Origin of the sequence: Curtobacterium sp. LFS084, from assembly GCF_047977705.1 — a bacterium.
GTDB lineage: Bacteria > Actinomycetota > Actinomycetes > Actinomycetales > Microbacteriaceae > Curtobacterium.
Window position 1 is genome coordinate 63,779 of record NZ_JBFPFM010000009.1, and the last position, 17,155, is coordinate 80,933.

Genomic DNA, 17,155 nt, shown 5'->3' on the forward strand with positions numbered 1-17,155 from the left:
TACCGTACGGGGGTGCCCCAGACCACGCTCGCGCCCGCTCCCGAGGACACGGGTGTCGTGCGGGCCCTGGCGCCCGACCCGACCCAGGCGGCGGTGCTCGCGCTGCCGGACGGCCGGCACGCCGCCGTCATCGGCGCACCGGGCACGGGCAAGACCACCACGCTGACCCGGCTGGTCGCGGCCCGGCTCACCCGCGCGGACGCGATCTCGGCCGACGGCCACGCGACCGTCCTCGCCCTGACCAGCGCCCGCACCGCCGCCACCGCGCTCCGCGACCGGCTCGCCGCCGCGGTCGACCGGCCGGTGCCGGGGGCGCTCGCCCGCACCGTGAACTCCCTGGCGTTCCAGGTCGTCGCGCACGCCGCCGCCGTGCAGGGCCTCGAGACGCCGACCCTGCTCACCGGAGGGGAGCAGGACCGCATCATCGCCGACCTGCTCGACGGGCACGAGACCGACGGCACCGGGCCGGAGTGGCCGGCGCCGATCACCGCGGTCGTCCGCGAACGCGCCGGGTTCCGCACCGCGCTCCGCGACGTCATGATGCGGGCGGTCGCCGCGGGCGTGGAACCCGAGGACATGCGCGAGCTCGGCGACGACACCGGGCGGCCGGAGTGGCGGGCGGTCGGGGACTTCGTCGACGAGTACCGCGCAGCACTGACCGCGTTCCGCGCCACCAGCCTCGACGCCGCCGAACTCGTCGCCTACGCCACGGCGGCGGTCCTGCGCGGCCAGCTGCCGGCGAGCGTCCAGGCGCTCCGCCTCGTCGTGGTCGACGACACCCAGGAACTCGTCGAGGGGGAGATCGCCCTCCTCGGCGCCCTCGCCCGCTCCGGCGTGCAGATCGTCGCGTTCGGCGACCCGGACATCGCGGCGTCCGCCTTCCGTGGGGCCGAACCCGACGTGCTCGGCCGGCTGGCGTCCCGCCTCGGTGTGGACCGCGTCGACGAGCTCGTCCTCGGCACGGTGCACCGGCACGCGGCCCCGGGCCGTGCCCTCGTGTCCGGCATCACGGCACGCATCGGTGCGGCGGCGGCCGGTCGGCAACGCACGGCGGTCGCGACCACGGCGGACGCCCGCCCCGACGCCGTCGTGCACCTCGAGGGAGCGAGCCGCGCGGCCCTCGTGGTCGCGATCGCCCGGCGGCTCCGCGAGCACCGGCTGCTCGACGGCGTGCCGTGGCACCGGATGGCGGTCGTCACCCGCAGCGGGGCCGCGATCCCCGAGCTCGTCCGTGCCCTCTCGGTGGCCGAGGTCCCGGCGACCGCCGGAGCCGCCCCCGTCCGACCCCGTGACGACACCGCGGCACGGTCGCTGCTCGACGCCGCGGCGGTCGCACTCGGCGTGTTCCCGCTCGACCCCGTGCTCGCCACCTCGTTCGCGACCGGTCCCCTCGGCGGCCTCGACACCCTCGCGATGCGCCGGCTCCGGCTCGCCCTCCGCCGCGAAGAACTCGCCGGCGGCGGTACCCGCACGGCCGACGAACTCCTCGTGGACGCGCTCGGCGCCCCCGAACGCCTGGCGACGGTGGACGCCGGGTTCGCCCGGCGTGCCACGCGGCTGGCGCGCAGCCTGGTGCAGGCGCAGCAGGACGCCGCAGCGGGGGCCAGCATCGAGGAGATCCTCTGGGGACTCTGGGAGCGCAGCGGGCTCGCCGGCACCTGGGGCGGACAGTCCGCCGCGGGCGGGGTCGGCGCGGCCGAGGCCGATCGGCACCTCGACGCCGTGGTCGGGCTGTTCACCGCCGCGAAGCGGTTCGTCGAACGCACGCCGGACGCCCCGGCACGCGTGTTCGTCGACGACCTGCTCGGCGCCGACCTGCCCGAGGACTCGATCGGACCCGACCGCACCGCCGGACGGGTCCGCGTGCTCACCCCCTCGGCCACCATCGGACTCGAGTGCGACGTGGTCGTCGTGCTCGGGCTGCAGGACGGCGTCTGGCCGAACACGCGGGTCCGCGGCAGCCTGCTCGACCCCGACGGCCTGGTCCGTGCGGCCGCGGGGATCGACCACGAGACGATCGACGACCGTGCCGCGGTCATCGCCGACGAACTCCGACTGTTCGCCCGTGCGGTCTCCCGCGCGACCACCCAGGTGATCATCGGGACGGTGGCGAACGACGACGAGGCACCGTCCCCGTTCGTCCGCCTCGTGCCGGTGCCGCCCGACCGGCAGCCGACCGTCCACCCGCTCTCGCTGCGCGGGCTCGCCGGCTCGCTCCGACGTCGCGTGGTGGCCTCGGGCGACCACGAGGCCGCGTCCGCCCTCGCCCGCCTGGCCGAGGCCGAGGTCCCCGGTGCCGCTCCGGACGACTGGTACGGACTCGCCGAGCCCTCGACCGACGACCCGCTCGTCGACCTCGACGCCCCGCCGGCACCCGAGCACGAGGGGGGTGAACCGGTCGCACCGACCGTGTCCGTCTCGCCGTCGCGGATCGGCACGTTCGAGGAGTGCCCCGTGCACTGGTTCGTGCAGACGTTCGGAGGCAGTGCGCCGAGCCCGGCGATGGGGATCGGGACGATCGTGCACGAGACGATGGAGCACGCGACCGCCGTCGACGTGGAGTCCCTGTGGCAGCACGTCGAGGGACGGTGGGACGAGCTCACGTTCGAGTCGCCGTGGATCGCCGACCGCGAACGCGCCCGCACGCGCCGGATGATCGAGGGCCTCAGCGACTACCTCCGCACCTTCGCGAGCGCCGGACGCCGACTGCTCGGCGCCGAGACCTCGTTCGCGCTCGTCACCGGGCCGGCACGGATGCGCGGCAGCATCGACCGGATCGAGGTGGACCCGGACGGCCGCGTCAGCGTGGTCGACCTGAAGACCGGACGGTCGATGCCGAGCGAGAAGAACGACATGCCGGAGCACCCCCAGCTCGGCGCCTACCAGCTCGCGGTCGAGGACGGCGCGGTCGAGGGAGTGCCCGCCGGCTCGACGATGGCCGACGCCCGGCTGGTCTTCGTGCAGAACGCCCGGAGCGGCCGCGCCTACTCGGAACGGACGCAGCAGGCGTTCGACGACGACGCACGTGAGACCTACCGCCAGCGGCTGCACACCGTCGCGACGGGCATGGCCGGACGGACCTTCCTGGCGAACGTCGACGACCACTGCGAGAAGGCCCGGACCGGCGCCCCGTGCCGGATCCACGTCGTGGGCGAGGTGACCTGGTGAACGAGGACCAGCTGCTCGGACCCGACGACGCCACCACGGTCGACCCGGACGACCTCGCCGCACCCCGCCACGGTGCCGACGCGATCGCGGACGCCCTCGGACGCCCACGCCCCACGCCGCAGCAGCGCGCCGTCATCGAGTCGCCGCTCACCCCGGCGCTCGTCGTCGCGGGAGCCGGCAGCGGCAAGACCGAGACCATGGCGTCCCGCGTCGTCTGGCTCCTCGCGAACGGGATGGTCCGCCCCGACGGCATCCTCGGGCTGACCTTCACCCGCAAGGCCGCCGGGGAACTCTCGGTCCGCATCAACGACCGCATCCGCGCGCTCGAGGACGTCGGACTGCTCGCAGCCGGTGACGCGTTCGAGGCCCCGACGGTGTCCACCTACAACGCGTTCGCCAACTCGGTCTTCCGCGAGAACGCGCTGCTCGTGGGCCGCGACGGCGAGTCGCAGGTGCTGACCGAGCCGTCCGCCTGGCAGCTCGCACGCCGGGTCGTCGTCGCCGCGCGGGACGACCGGCTGTCCGGCCTCGACCGCGACGTCGACACCGTGACCGCGGCCGTCGTGGCGCTCGCCGGGGCAATGTCCGAGCACCTCGTCGAGCCCGAGCGACTGCGACGTTTCGCGATCGAGTTCGCCGGGCTGCTCGAGCTGCCGGGGAACGGCCGCGGCGGAGCGTACAAGGCGATCACCGACGCCGTCGCCGCGATCGGTGCGCTCGAACCCCTCGTCGACCTGGTCGAGGAGTTCCGCCGGCAGAAGGTCGACCGGGGCTTCGTGGAGTTCTCCGACCAGATCGCCCTGGCGCTCGCCGCGGCCGAGTCGGCGCCCCGGGTCGTCACCGACCTGCGGCAGCGGTACGGCGTGGTGCTGCTCGACGAGTACCAGGACACCTCGGTGGTGCAGACCCGGTTCCTCGCCCGGCTGTTCCGCGGGCACCCCGTGATGGCGGTGGGCGACCCGCACCAGTCGATCTACGGGTTCCGTGGTGCGAGTGCGGCGAACCTCGCCCGGTTCCCGCGGGACTTCGGTGCCGCGGCCGAGCCGGGTGGCGACGCCGTCCGGCCCGTGACCTTCGCGCTCTCGACGAGCTGGCGGAACCCGGTCGACGTCCTCGCCGGTGCGAACGCCGTCGTCGCGCCGCTGTCCGAGGCGTCCGAGGTCGACGTCGAGCGCCTCGTGCCCCGACCCGGTGCGGACGCCGGGACGGTCCGCGCCGTCTTCCCCGAGACCCTGCCGGACGAGGCCGCCGCGGTCGCCGGGTGGTTCGCCGAGCGCCGTGCCGCCGACCCGACGGGCTCGATGGCGCTGCTGCTGCGGTCCCGGAAGGACCTCGCCGCGTTCACCGCCGCCCTCGGCGACCGTCGGGTGCCGTTCCACGTGCTCGGCACCGGCGGGCTCCTGCAGCGCCCGGAGATCGTCGACCTCGTCGCGTGCCTCCGCGTGCTGCACGACCCCGCCGCGGGCAACGACCTCATCCGGCTCCTCGCCGGGGCACGGTGGCGGATCGGCGCCGCGGACATCGTCGCCCTGCACGCCCTCGCTCGCTGGTTGTTCGGCCGCGACCACACCCAGCAGCGACTCGACGACGACGTCACGGCGGCGTTCCGCGCATCCGTCGCCGCGGGGGAGCACGGGTCGATCGTCGACGCCCTCGACTTCGTCGCGACGGCCCCCGACGAGCACGGTGCACTGTCCGACATCAGCGAGACCGGTCGTCGACGCATGCGCGCGCTCGGCCGGCAGCTGCAGGCGCTGCGGTCCCGGGCGAGCGGCGACCTCGTCGACTTCGTCACGCTCGTCGTGCAGGAGATGCGGCTCGACATCGAGGTCGCCGCGCACGAGCAGGGCAGCGGCGCGTTCCTCGACGCCTTCATCGACGAGCTCGCCGGCTTCGTGACGACGGACGACCGGGCCGACCTCGGCGCGTTCCTCGGGTGGATCGACGCCGCTGCCCGTCGCGACGACATGGGCCCGCGCTCCGAGGAGCCCGAGGCCGGCACCGTGCAGATCCTGACGATCCACGGGTCGAAGGGCCTCGAGTGGGACGCCGTCGCGGTCCCACGGCTCGTCGAGGGCGCGCTCCCCGCCCGCCCACAGGAGGGCTCGTCCGGGTGGATCGGCTTCGGCCGGCTGCCGTACGAGTTCCGCGGCGACGCCGACGAACTGCCGCGGCTCGACTGGCGGGGGCACGACACGCAGAAGGACGTCACGCTCGCGATCGACGCCTACAAGGAGCAGGTGAAGGCCCGCAACGAGGACGAGGAACGGCGTCTCACCTACGTCGCGCTCACCCGGGCGAAGCACGACCTGCTCGTCTCCGGGTCGTTCTGGGCGGGCGGGGTCCGTCCCACCGAGCCGAGTCGGTACCTGCGCGACCTCGTCGACGCCGGTGTGGTGGACGCCGCCGCCGTCCCCGAGACGACCGAGCACGAGGAGAACCCGCTCGGCGACGCCGGTGCCATGCAGTCCTGGCCGCACGTGCCGTTCGGGCACCGAGCCACCCGGGTCGTCGCCGCCGCCGAGCGCGTGCGGAACGCGAACCCCGGGGCTGCCGGACGCTTCAGCGCCGACATCGACCTGCTGCTCGCCGAGCGCGCCGCGAACCGGACGGCCCGGCACCGGGTGGTCGTCCCGCACCGCGTCCCGGCGTCCGGCTTCAAGGACTACCTCGCCGAACCCGACGCCGTCGCCGAGCGGCTGCGCCGGCCCATGCCGGAACGGCCGTACCGGGCGACGCGACTCGGCACCCTGTTCCACCAGTGGGTCGAGCAGCGCGCCCGCAGCGGCGGGTCGCTCGAGACGCTCGACGCCTGGCCGGACGAGCTCGACCTCGACCGGGACGACGTGGTCGACGCCTCGGCTGACGCCGTGGTCACCGACGACGACGCCCGGCGGCTCGCCGACTTCCAGGCGACCTTCGCCCGGTCCCGCTGGGCGGCACTGACCCCGATCGAGGTCGAGCGTGAGATCCACATCCCGTTCCTCGGCCACAGCGTCGTCTGCAAGCTCGACGCGGTGTACGAGATCGACGGGCGGGCCGAGGTCGTCGACTGGAAGACCGGCAAGGCACCGACGCGCGACGACGACCTGGCGAAGCGGCAGCTGCAACTCGCGCTGTACCGGGTCGCCTACGCCGAGTTCACCGGGCGTCCGATCGACGAGGTCGACGCCGTGTTCTACTTCGTGGCCGACGACCTCGAGGTCCGGCCGCGGGAACTGCTCGACCGTGCCGGGCTCGAGCGCGCCTGGCGCGACGCGGTCGGCTGACGCCCGCCGCCGGCCGGCCGCGCCGACGCCGGCCTGCACGTCGAACCACGAATCCGACGTCGAACCACGCGCGGACGCTGGTTCGATGTCGGAACCGTGGTTCGATCCGGACTCGCGCCGCGTCGGACCGCCGGCGACGGGGCGGAGACGAGCCGCGCCTCCTGGGCCGACGCGCGTCAGCGGAGCGGGCCGGTGTCAGCCGTGCCGGCGCTCGGTCGACGAGAGCAGCTGCTCGACCTCGCCGATCTCCATCGTCTCGGGTGAGACCGACTGCAGCGGTGCCGCACTCGGCGTCTGGACGGCGTCGACCAGGCGGTGCATCATCGCGACGGCGTCGTCGACGACCTCGGTGCTCTTCACCTGCACGCCGTGCAGCAGCCACTGGGCCGTCTCGAGCTCGTGGTGGACCCGGGCGCGCTGGGCGAGCTGCCGGTCGCGGCCGCCGCCGTTCGCCTCGTAGGCGCTGAGGACGGTGTCGAAGGCCTGCGCCCGTCCCGCGAGCACCCACGCGAGGTCCTTCGCCGGGTCGCCGAGTCGCAGCTCGCCCCAGTCGATGACCCCGGAGACGTCGTCGCCCTCGACGAGGATCGTCTCGGTCCCGAGCGAACCGTGCACGACGGTCGGGGTGAACTGCCACAGCTGCTGGTCGCGCGCGGCCCCCTCCCAGCGTTCCTTGAGCGCTGCCGGCACGAGCTTCGTGGCGACCGCCCGGTCCATCACGGAGACCGCCGAGCGGAGCACCTCGAAGGGGGTGAGCGACGGCAGGCCGGCGTCGGTGACGAAGCTCGTCGGGAGCTGGTGGACGGCGGCGACCGCGCGGCCGACGCTGGTGGCGAGCTCCGGCCGGTCGACGAGGTCCTGCAGCGTCGGGTGCGTACCGGGCAGGTACGAGGTGACGATGGCGCGGGTCGACCCGATGGGTGCCTGGCCGCGGTACTCGGCGACACCGAACGGGAGGCGCGTGCGGATCCCGGCGCTCAGCGCCCGGATCGCGACGAGGTCGGCGGACTGCCGTGCCTCGGCCCGCTGGTTGCGCGGACGACGGATCGCCGACCAGGCGCCGTCGACGTCGCGGAGGACGGCTGATTCGTAGTCCCCGGACGCCGCCGAGCCGAGCGTGCGCGTGCCCGTGACGACGAGGCCGGAGACGGCCGTGGTCGCCAACGCGGCTAGAGTGAACTGGGATCCCGCCATGCCCCTCAGGGTAGGTCCGCAGCCGGTGGTCGAGCGTGCGCCACGCTGGCCCGCGACAGCCCGGGCTCCCGCACACCGACCCGACCCGACCCGAGGAGCCCCCTGCCGTGACCGTCGAGTTCGCCGCCCGGCTGCCGCTCTCCCGCAACGACCTCGACCGCGACGCGGAGTTCCGCACGACGGACGACCTCGACCGCGTGCTCCGGGACGACCCGTCGACCCGCTACCTGCCCGTCCGCGGCTCGGAGCTGCTGCGGAACGGCGACGACACGCTGCGCTTCGTGTCCGCCGACGCCGTGCCGCACGACGCCGTGACGCTGTACCTCGGCCGTGCCGTGTCCGACGCACCCGATGCGCCGACCGGCACCCGGTTCGTCGCCGCGTTCCTCGACGCCGGCGCCGCGGCCGCGATCGAGCCCAACGACGACGCGTGGGCGAGCCTCCGGATGTTCGGGACCGAGCTCTCGCCGCGCGACCAGGGCCTCGCGGTCGAGGCCGTGGCGATGGCGAACTGGCACGCGGTGCACGGCTTCTCACCCCGCACCGGGTCCGCGACCGACGTCGTCACCGGCGGCTGGGTCCGCCGGGACCCCGAGGGGCACGAGCACTTCCCGCGCACCGACGCGGCGATCATCGTCGGGGTGACCGACGCCGACGACCGGATCCTGCTCGGCTCGAACGCCGCGTGGGACGCCGACCGGTACTCGCTCCTCGCGGGCTTCGTCGAGCCGGGGGAGTCCCTCGAGGACGCCGTCCGGCGAGAGGTCTGGGAAGAGTCGGGCGTCCGCGTCGAGGAGCCCGAGTACCTGGGGTCCCAGCCGTGGCCGTTCCCGGCCTCGCTCATGCTCGGGTTCCGTGCCCGCGCGGTGGACGGCGACCCGACGACCGCTCGACCGGACGGCGTCGAGATCCTGGACGTCCGGTGGTTCTCGCGCGACGAGATCCGCGAGCGCGCCGGCGACACCCTGCTCCTGCCGGGGAAGACGTCGATCGCCCGCGCCATCATCGAAGAGTGGTACGGCGGGCCGCTGGACCTGCCGTGAGCGGGACCGCCGCCGGGGCCTCCGCCGAGCCGCTCCGTCCGCCGTCGCCCGACGAGCTCCTCGCCGCCCTCGACGCCGAACAGCGCACCGTCGCCCGCACCCTGCTCGGGCCGGTCGCCGTGCTGGCCGGTGCCGGCACCGGCAAGACCCGGGCGATCACACACCGGATCGCCTACGGCGTCGCGACCGGCACCTACGCGCCGAACCACGTCCTCGCGCTGACGTTCACGACCCGGGCGGCCGGCGAGCTGCGATCGCGGCTGCGGTCCCTCGGTGCGGGGACCGTGCAGGCCCGCACGTTCCACGCGGCCGCGATGGCACAGCTCAGCTACTTCTGGCCGGACACGGTCGGCGGCCACGCGCCGAAGATCGTCGAGTCCAAGGGCCGCATGATCGCGCACGCGGCCGACTCGGTGGGGCTGCAGGTGGACACCCCGACGCTCCGCGACCTGGCCGGCGAGGTCGAGTGGCGCAAGGTCCAGATGCTCTCCTACGACGAGTACGAGGCCGCCGCCGCCGACCGGGTGATGCCCCGGGACACCGCGCCGCGTCGCGTCCTCGACCTCATGCGCGCCTACGAGCAGCTGAAGGACGACCGTCGACAGCTCGACTTCGAGGACGTCCTGCTCGCCACGCTCGGCATGGTGGAGTCCGAACCCCGGGTGGCGTCCTACGTCCGGCAGCAGTACCGGTTCTTCGTGGTCGACGAGTACCAGGACGTCTCGCCCGTGCAGCACGACCTGCTCCGCGCCTGGCTCGGCGGCCGGGACGACGTCTGCGTGGTCGGCGACGCCAGCCAGACCATCTACTCGTTCGCGGGGGCGTCGAGCCGGTACCTGCTCGGCTTCGGTTCCGAGTTCCCCCGCGGGTCCGTGCTGCGGCTCGAGCGGAACTACCGGTCCACGCGCGAGGTCGTGCACGCCGCGAACGCGCTCATGCGCGGGCAGCCAGGGGCCCTCGACCTCGTCGCGCAGCACACCGAGCCGGGCCCGCGGCCCGAGGTCCTGGCGTGCGTGCACGACGGCGACGAAGCCCAGACGGTCGCGCGCACGATCGCCGCGCTCGTCGCCGACCCGGCCTCGCCCGCGTCCTACGGGGACGTCGCGGTGCTCTACCGTCTGGGTGCCCAGGCCGCCGCGATCGAGTCGGCGCTCGGGCGCGCGGGCATCCCGTACCGGGTGCAGGGCGGCACCCGGTTCTTCGACCGACCCGAGGTCAAGCTGGCGGTGCACCACATGCGGGGCGAGGCCGTCCGACAGACCGACGACGAGCTCACCCGGCGGGTCGGCCTCGTGCTCCAGGTGAGCGGGTGGACGCCGACGCCCCCGGAGGGCACGGGTGCGGTGCGCGAGCAGTGGGAGGCACTGCAGGCGATCATGGGCCTCGCCGAGGACGCGCCCGCCGGCACGACGATGCAGCAGTTCACGCAGGACCTGGTCGACCGTGCGGCGACGCACCACGAGCCGGAGCTCGACGCGGTGACCCTCGCCACGCTGCACTCGTCGAAGGGCCTCGAGTGGCCGCACGTCGTGGTGATCGGCGTGGCCGAGGGGCTGCTCCCCATCTCGTACGCCACCACCGACGACGAGGTCGACGAGGAACGCCGGCTCTTCTACGTCGGGCTCACCCGTGCCCGCCGTTCGGTGACCCTCACGTGGTCGCGACAGGGGTCCACGCGTGGGGGAGCCCGGGTGGCGAGTCGCTTCCTGGCAGCGCTCGGCACGAACACCGCGGATGGAACGTCACCGGCTGCCGACTGACCGACAGGTCGTCGCGGTCGAAGACGAGCTGGTCCGGATCGGGGTGCTGGGTCCGGGACGGGATGCGTTCGAGGAGCATCCGGGTCGTCGCCGCCGCGACCGCTGCGATCCGGTAGGGCGAGAGCGGTGCCGCGGGGCGGCCCCACACCTGCGCCGCGATGGCCGGCCAGCACTGGTCGTCGTCGACGCGCGCGTACTCGACGCACTGGAGGCACGGCCCGGCACCCGGGACGACGAACGGCCCGAGGCGCACGCGTCCGTCCCCGACGACGACCGGCAGGTGGGCGGTGCCCCGCCGGGTCCAGGCCGCGCGGACCGCCGGGTCGACGACGTGGTCGGCCACCACCACGGCGAGCTGGGGATCCGGGTCGGGGACGGTCACCGGTCCACCACGCGGCGCAGTGGTGCGCACGATCGTGACGCCTTCGCCCGAGAGCAGTTCGGCGACCGCGTCGGGCAGCGCGCCGGTGCCGTGCACCTCGACGCGCGCGAGCGGCTCGGGGAGGACGTCCACGACCGCCGGTGAGGCGTCCCCGAGGACGCGTGCGGCGAGACCGGGTGGGCAGCCGCTCGCCGCGGCGACCCCGGAGAGCGCGTCCCGACCGGTCTCGCGTCGGAGTGCGCACAGGAAGCGTTCCTCGGCCGTGCTCGGGACCGGCACGACGGCGCGCGGCGGGTCGACCCCGAGCTGGACGGTGGTCGGGTCGCGCCAGACGAACTCGAGGGACGGATCGATGCGGATGCCCATGCCCCCACGCTGGCGGACGGGGCCCGGGCGTGGGGGAGGGGCGGCGGATCTGTGGAGAACTACTTCGGAGCGTCGCCGCGGTCGTCGGCGGGGCCGTCCTCGACGTTGCCGTCCTCGTCCTCGCGCGGGCGGTCGCCGGTCGCGTCGTTGAGGAGGTCCTCGAGCGCCTTGTCGAACTCGTCGTCCTCGGCGGACCGGCCGGGGTTCCGGAGCCGGGCGACGAAGGCGTCGGGCGCGTCGATGTCCTCGGAGGTGGGGACGGCGTCGAAGTGCGACCAGAGGGCGTCGCGCTGCTCGGTGCCGAGCTCGTCGGTGACGCGCTGCCACATCGCGGCGGCCTCGCGGAGGCGACGGGGGCGGAGTTCGAGCCCGACGAGCGTGGCGAACGCGGACTCGGCCGGCCCACCTGCCGCACGACGGCGGCGGACCATCTCGGCGATCGCGCCGGACTTCGGCAGGCGTTCGGTGGCGGCGGCGGTCACGGTGTCGACCCAGCCCTCGACGAGCGCGAGCATCGTCTCGAGGCGGGCGAGGGCGGCCTCCTGCTCCTCGGTGCGCGGCGGGATGAGGGCGCCGGACGCGAGGGCGTCGCGGAGCTGCTCCTGGTTCGTCGGGTCGATCTCGGAGGCGAGCTCCTCGACGCGGTCGAACGGGATGTGGATGCCCCGGGCGTAGTCGGTGATCGACGAGATGATGTGCAGCCGGAGCCACCGGGCCGAGCGGAAGAGCCGAGCGTGCGCCAGCTCGCGGACGGCCAGGTAGATCCGGACCTCGTCCTCGGGGACGTCGAGTCCCTCGGCGAACTCGGCCACGTTCTGCGGCAGGAGGGCGGCGACCTGCTCGTCGAGGAGCGGCACGCCGACGTCGCCGCCGGACACGACCTCCTTCGAGAGCTGCCCGACGACCTGGCCGAGCTGGATCGCGAAGAGTGCGCCGCCGACGCCGCGCATCGCCTTCGAGACGTCGCCGAGCATCGCCTTGAGCTGCTCCGGCGCGCGCTGCTCGATCGCCTCGGTGAGCGCGTTCGAGATGCTCAGCGCCACGGGTTCGGCGATCTGCGCCCACACCGGGGTGGTCGCCTTCGCCCACTGCTCGCGCGTGTAGAGGCTCGGCGTCGCGGTGAGCTCGGCGACCGAGGTGGCCTCGTCCAGCCAGAGCGCGGCGACCTGGAACGCCTGGTCGGCAGCCTGCGAGGTCGCGGGGTCGACGGGGTGGCCGCCCTCACGGGCGATCGCGGTGGCCCGCTCGGAGGCGACCGAGAAGTCGATGCCGTCGCCGCCGGACTGCGCGGCACGCTGCAGCTGGCTCATCAGGTTCGCGACGAAGGCCGGGTCGTTCGGCAGCCCCGCGGCTCCGGCGAGCTGCGACGGGTCGATCTGGCCCTCGCCGGACAGGAGCTTCCGGAGCATCTCCTGGAAGTCGTCGTCCGGCCCCGGCTGCGGTTCATCAGGCATGACGACTACGCTAATCGCTGCTCACGGGGCCGCGCCTGGGACGCCCCCGTGGGAACGCCCGAACCGCTGCGCCGAGGGCGAACAGCCCACCGTGGAAGGACGCTGCGTGACCCTCTTCGCCCCCGAACCCCGCCGACGTCCGCGCTCCCGGACCGTCGGCTGGGCGTTCGTGATCGGTGCCGTCGTCCTCGGCCTGCTCGCCAGCCTGCTGCCGAGCCCGTACCTCATCGAGGTCCCCGGCCCGGTCTACAACACCATCGGCACGCAGGAGCAGGGGACCGGCAAAGACGCCAAGCAGGTCAAGCTCATCCAGATCGACGGGCACCCGACCTACCCGACCGGCGGCGCGCTCGACATGCTCACCGTCGGCATCCAGGGCGACGCGACGAACCGGCCGTCGTGGACGAGCGTCATCCGTGCCCTCTTCACGAAGTCCGAGGCGGTGATCCCCGCGTCCGCGATCTACCCGGAGGGCGTCAGCACCGACCAGGTGAACCAGCAGGACACGGCCGACATGCAGCAGTCGCAGCAGTCCGCCGTCGCCGCGGCGCTCATCCACCAGGGGTACCGCCTGCCGACCGAGCTCGAGGTCGGCACCGTCCAGAAGGGCTCGGCGGCCGACGGCGTCATCGACGAGGGGGACGTCATCCGGTCGTTCGACGGGACCTCGCTCACCGAGAACGCCGACGCGACCTCGCTCCGTGAGCTGGTCGCGAAGCACGGCACCTCGGGCCCGGCGACGGTGGTCGTCGAACGCGACGGCGCCGAGAAGACGGTCGAGCTGACGCCGCGGACCGAGCAGGGCACGGCCCTGATCGGTGTGGGCGTGACCGAGCAGTACGACTTCCCGTTCCGCGTCTCCATCGAGCTCCAGGACGTCGGCGGCCCGTCGGCCGGGATGATGTTCGCACTCGGGATCATCGACGAGATCACGCCGGGCAAGCTCAACGGCGGGAAGCACGTCGCCGGGACGGGCACGATCACCGCCGACGGCGAGGTCGGTGCGATCGGCGGCATCCGCCAGAAGATGTACGGCGCGAAGGACGCCGGCGCGACCGTCTTCCTCGCACCGGCCGACAACTGCGACGAGGTGGTCGGTCACGTCCCGGACGGGCTCGACGTCTACCGGGTCGCGACCCTCGACCAGGCGGTCACCGATCTGCAGACGATCGCCTCCGGGAAGAGCACCGCGAAGCTCGCGCGCTGCACGTCCTAGACCCGGCCATGCGCTCCGGGCGACGTCCGCGGACGGCGCGATCCGTGCCTCCCGAGCGGTCAGCCTGGAGGCGCGACACCCGTTCCTGAGTCGCCGTACAGTTTCAGGGGTGCTCGCGCCACATAGGATCGATGCACTGACGGCCCGCCGCGCCGGGCCCGCCGGTTCGACACGTCTGGAGCACATCAAGTGACGACAACCTCGTCCACCTCGGGGCGGCGTTCGCCGCGGGTCCCGATCGTGGTCACGATCATCGTGCTGGCCGCACTGGTGATCGCCTTCTTCATCTTCGCGAGCCTGTACACCGACTACGCGTGGTTCGCGCAGCTCGGCTTCCAGCAGGTCCTGACCACCAGGTGGATCGCCGGGACGCTGATGTTCCTCGCCGGCTTCCTCGGGATGGCGGTCCCGGTGTACGCGAGCATCGCGCTCGCGTTCCGGTTCCGGCCGGTCTACGCGAAGCTCAACTCGCAGCTCGACCGCTACCAGCAGGTCATCGAGCCGCTGCGTCGTGCCGTCATGATCGGCATCCCGGTCGTGCTCGGCATCTTCGCCGGACTCTCGACCGCGGGGCGCTGGAGCATGGTGCTCGAGTACTTCAACCGGACGCCGTTCGGCAAGACCGACCCGCAGTTCGGGCTCGACATCGGCTTCTACGTGTTCGAACTGCCGTTCTGGCGTGCGATCGTGGCGTACTCGTCGGCCGTCGTGCTCATCGCCGGCCTGGCCGCCCTGGCCGCCTGCTACCTGTACGGCGCGATGCGCTTCGGCGGGCGAGAGGTCCGCATCTCGAAGGCCGCGCGCATCCAGCTCGCGGTCACGGCGGCCGTCTACGTCGCGCTGCAGGCCGTCAGCCTGTGGCTCGACCAGTACGCCGCCCTGACGAAGTCGAACTCGCTCATCACCGGTGCCCAGTACACCGAGGTGAACGCGGTCATCCCGGGTCGCGAGATCATGGCCGGCATCGCCGCGATCGTGGCGATCCTGTTCATCGTGACGGCCGTCATCGGTCGCTGGCGCATCTCGATCGTCGGGACGGGCCTGCTGCTCGTCGCCGCGATCGTGATCGGTGGCATCTACCCGTGGATCGTCCAGCGCCTGCAGGTGAAGCCCTCGGAGCGCACCTTCGAGTCGGCGTACATCGAGCGGAACATCAAGGCGACCCGTGACGCCTACGGTGTCGCCGGTGTCCAGGAACGGAACTACGACGCGACGACCGAGGCGAGCTCCGGTGCCCTCGCGCAGGACGCCCAGACGACGGCGAACATCCGCCTGATCGACCCGAAGATCGTCTCCGACACCTTCAGCCAGCTCCAGCAGTACCGGCAGTACTACCAGTTCCCGAAGGAGCTCGACGTCGACCGCTACGACGTCAAGGGCGAGACCGAGGACACCGTCATCGCGGTGCGCGACATCGACCTCGACGGCCTGAGCGCGCAGGCGAACACGCCCTACAACCGGGCCTTCGTCTACACGCACGGCTACGGCGTGACGGCGGCGTACGGCAACCAGCGCGCGAGCGACGGCAAGCCGGTGTTCCTCGAGTCGGGGATCCCGTCCAACGGCGCCCTCGGCGACTTCCAGCAGCGCGTGTACTTCGGTGAGACGTCGCCCGCCTACTCGATCGTCGGTGCACCGAAGGGCTCGAAGAACGTCGAGCTCGACTACCCGTCCGGCTCGGACGAGAACGACGACAGTGGCGGCAACGCGACGACGACGTACGCCGGCAACGGTGGCCCGAGCCTCGGGAACTTCTTCAACCGGCTCGTCTACGCGGCGAAGTTCCAGTCGGAGCAGATCCTGCTGTCGAACGCGGTGAACCAGGACTCGCAGATCCTCTACGACCGCGACCCGATCACCCGCGTGCAGAAGGTCGCGCCGTACCTGACGCTCGACAGCGACGCGTACCCGGCGATCGTCGACCACCGCATCCAGTGGGTCGTCGACGGCTACACGACGAGCGACGCCTACCCGTACTCGCAGAGCCAGAGCCTGTCGGACACCATCGCCGGCGCCGAGAGCTCGTCGTACCGGACCGACCAGGTCAACTACATCCGCAACTCGGTCAAGGCCACGGTCGACGCGTACACCGGCAAGGTGACGCTCTACGCGTGGGACACCCAGGACCCGGTGCTCAAGACGTGGCAGAAGATCTTCCCGACGTCGATGCAGCCCGTGTCGAAGATGAGCGCGGAACTGCTCGACCACGTCCGGTACCCGACCGACCTGTTCAAGGTGCAGCGGTCGATCCTCGGCACCTACCACGTCACCAACGCGAACTCGTTCTACTCGGGTGACGACGCCTGGAACGTGCCGCAGGAGCCGACGTCCGGCACGAACGAGACGGACACGTCGGACGCGTCGACCACGACCAACACGGGCACGAACGCGCTCGGGGCGACCACCACGACGACGACCAGGGGCAACCTGCAGGACCCGTACTACCTCACGATGAAGGTGCCGGGGCAGGGGACCGCCTACTCCCTGTACACGACGTACATCCCGCAGCAGTCCGCCGGGACGAACAACCGCAACGTGCTCACCGGGTACCTGGCGGTGGACTCCGACGCGGGTGGCGCGGGCGAGGGGAAGAAGGCGTCCGGCTACGGCAAGCTCACGCTGTTGACGATGCCGAAGACCGACAACATCCCGGGCCCCGGACAGGTGCAGAGCCTCTTCAACGGTGACTCGACCGTGTCGCAGGAGCTCAACATCCTGAAGCGCGGGAACTCGACCGTGAAGCAGGGCAACCTGCTCACGCTCCCGGTCGGTGGCGGCTTCCTCTACGTGCAGCCCGTGTACGTGCAGTCGACGTCGAGCGGCTCGTACCCGCTGCTGCAGAAGGTGCTCGTGGCCTTCGGTGACAAGATCGCGTTCGAGGACACCCTCGACGAGGCGCTCAACAGCCTGTTCGGCGGCGACTCGGGTGCGTCGGCCGGTGACCAGGGTGCGTCGTCCGGCTCCGGCTCGTCGTCGGGCTCCGGCTCGTCGTCGGGCTCCGGCTCGTCCGACTCCGGCTCGGGCTCGTCGGATTCCGGCTCCGGTTCGTCGACTGGCTCGGGATCGTCGACCGGCTCGGGATCGTCGACCGGCTCCGGGACGGTCGACAACGAGGCGCTGCAGAAGGCCCTGAACGACGCCAAGCAGGCGCTGCAGGACCGTCAGGACGCCTACGCCGAGAACGACCTGGTCGCCGCGGCCGAGGCCGACCAGCGCCTGCAGGAGGCCATCCAGGCCGCGACCGAGGCCGAGGGCGGGAACTGAGACACACCGTGGCGGGGCGCTCGATTTGTGCCCCGCCAC

The 17,155-nt window shown here is 72.8% G+C and carries 9 protein-coding genes; 6 read left to right on the top strand and 3 right to left on the bottom strand.

Translation table 11 applies throughout. The features are described 5' to 3' along the window. Nucleotides 1-12: 12 nt before the first annotated feature. Nucleotides 13-3,168, top strand: a complete 3,156-nt coding sequence (locus ACNQOV_RS07675; protein ID WP_416394026.1) for a PD-(D/E)XK nuclease family protein — start codon at nt 13-15, stop codon at nt 3,166-3,168. Next, nucleotides 3,165-6,437: an ATP-dependent DNA helicase gene (locus ACNQOV_RS07680; protein WP_416394027.1), complete on the top strand. Its 3,273-nt coding sequence runs from the start codon at nt 3,165-3,167 to the stop codon at nt 6,435-6,437. Before ACNQOV_RS07675 ends, ACNQOV_RS07680 begins: the two co-directional genes overlap by 4 nt. 195 nt (nt 6,438-6,632) lie before the next feature. Here the strand turns inward: ACNQOV_RS07680 and ACNQOV_RS07685 are convergent, their stop codons facing one another. After that, the gene (locus ACNQOV_RS07685; protein ID WP_416394028.1) at nt 6,633-7,631 is read right to left on the bottom strand and encodes a phosphotransferase; all 999 of its coding nucleotides are present in this window, start codon (nt 7,629-7,631) and stop codon (nt 6,633-6,635) included. 107 nt (nt 7,632-7,738) lie between these two features. On the opposite strand from ACNQOV_RS07685, the gene nudC reads away from it, so the two are divergent. Both nudC and ACNQOV_RS07695 read left to right on the top strand, forming a co-directional pair. Continuing rightward, nucleotides 7,739-8,674: an NAD(+) diphosphatase gene (gene nudC / locus ACNQOV_RS07690; RefSeq protein WP_416394029.1), complete on the top strand. Its 936-nt coding sequence runs from the start codon at nt 7,739-7,741 to the stop codon at nt 8,672-8,674. Next, nucleotides 8,671-10,434, top strand: a complete 1,764-nt coding sequence (locus ACNQOV_RS07695) for an ATP-dependent helicase (RefSeq protein WP_022905922.1) — start codon at nt 8,671-8,673, stop codon at nt 10,432-10,434. The genes nudC and ACNQOV_RS07695 overlap by 4 nt, the downstream gene beginning before the upstream one ends. Here ACNQOV_RS07695 and ACNQOV_RS07700 read toward each other — a convergent pair. Together ACNQOV_RS07700 and ACNQOV_RS07705 are read right to left on the bottom strand one after the other, a co-directional pair. Next, nucleotides 10,325-11,182, bottom strand: a complete 858-nt coding sequence (locus ACNQOV_RS07700) for a hypothetical protein (RefSeq protein ID WP_416394031.1) — start codon at nt 11,180-11,182, stop codon at nt 10,325-10,327. The two genes, ACNQOV_RS07695 and ACNQOV_RS07700, sit on opposite strands and share 110 nt — an antisense overlap. Before the next feature lie 59 nt (nt 11,183-11,241). Beyond that, the gene (locus ACNQOV_RS07705; RefSeq protein WP_416394032.1) at nt 11,242-12,636 is read right to left on the bottom strand and encodes a zinc-dependent metalloprotease; all 1,395 of its coding nucleotides are present in this window, start codon (nt 12,634-12,636) and stop codon (nt 11,242-11,244) included. A gap of 106 nt (nt 12,637-12,742) precedes the next feature. On the opposite strand from ACNQOV_RS07705, the gene ACNQOV_RS07710 reads away from it, so the two are divergent. Both ACNQOV_RS07710 and ACNQOV_RS07715 read left to right on the top strand, forming a co-directional pair. Beyond that, nucleotides 12,743-13,852, top strand: coding sequence for a PDZ domain-containing protein (locus tag ACNQOV_RS07710; RefSeq protein ID WP_416394033.1), 1,110 nt, complete (start codon nt 12,743-12,745; stop codon nt 13,850-13,852). A 240-nt stretch (nt 13,853-14,092) separates the two neighbouring features. Next, nucleotides 14,093-17,116, top strand: a complete 3,024-nt coding sequence (locus ACNQOV_RS07715) for a UPF0182 family protein (protein WP_416394034.1) — start codon at nt 14,093-14,095, stop codon at nt 17,114-17,116. Nucleotides 17,117-17,155: the final 39 nt, after the last annotated feature.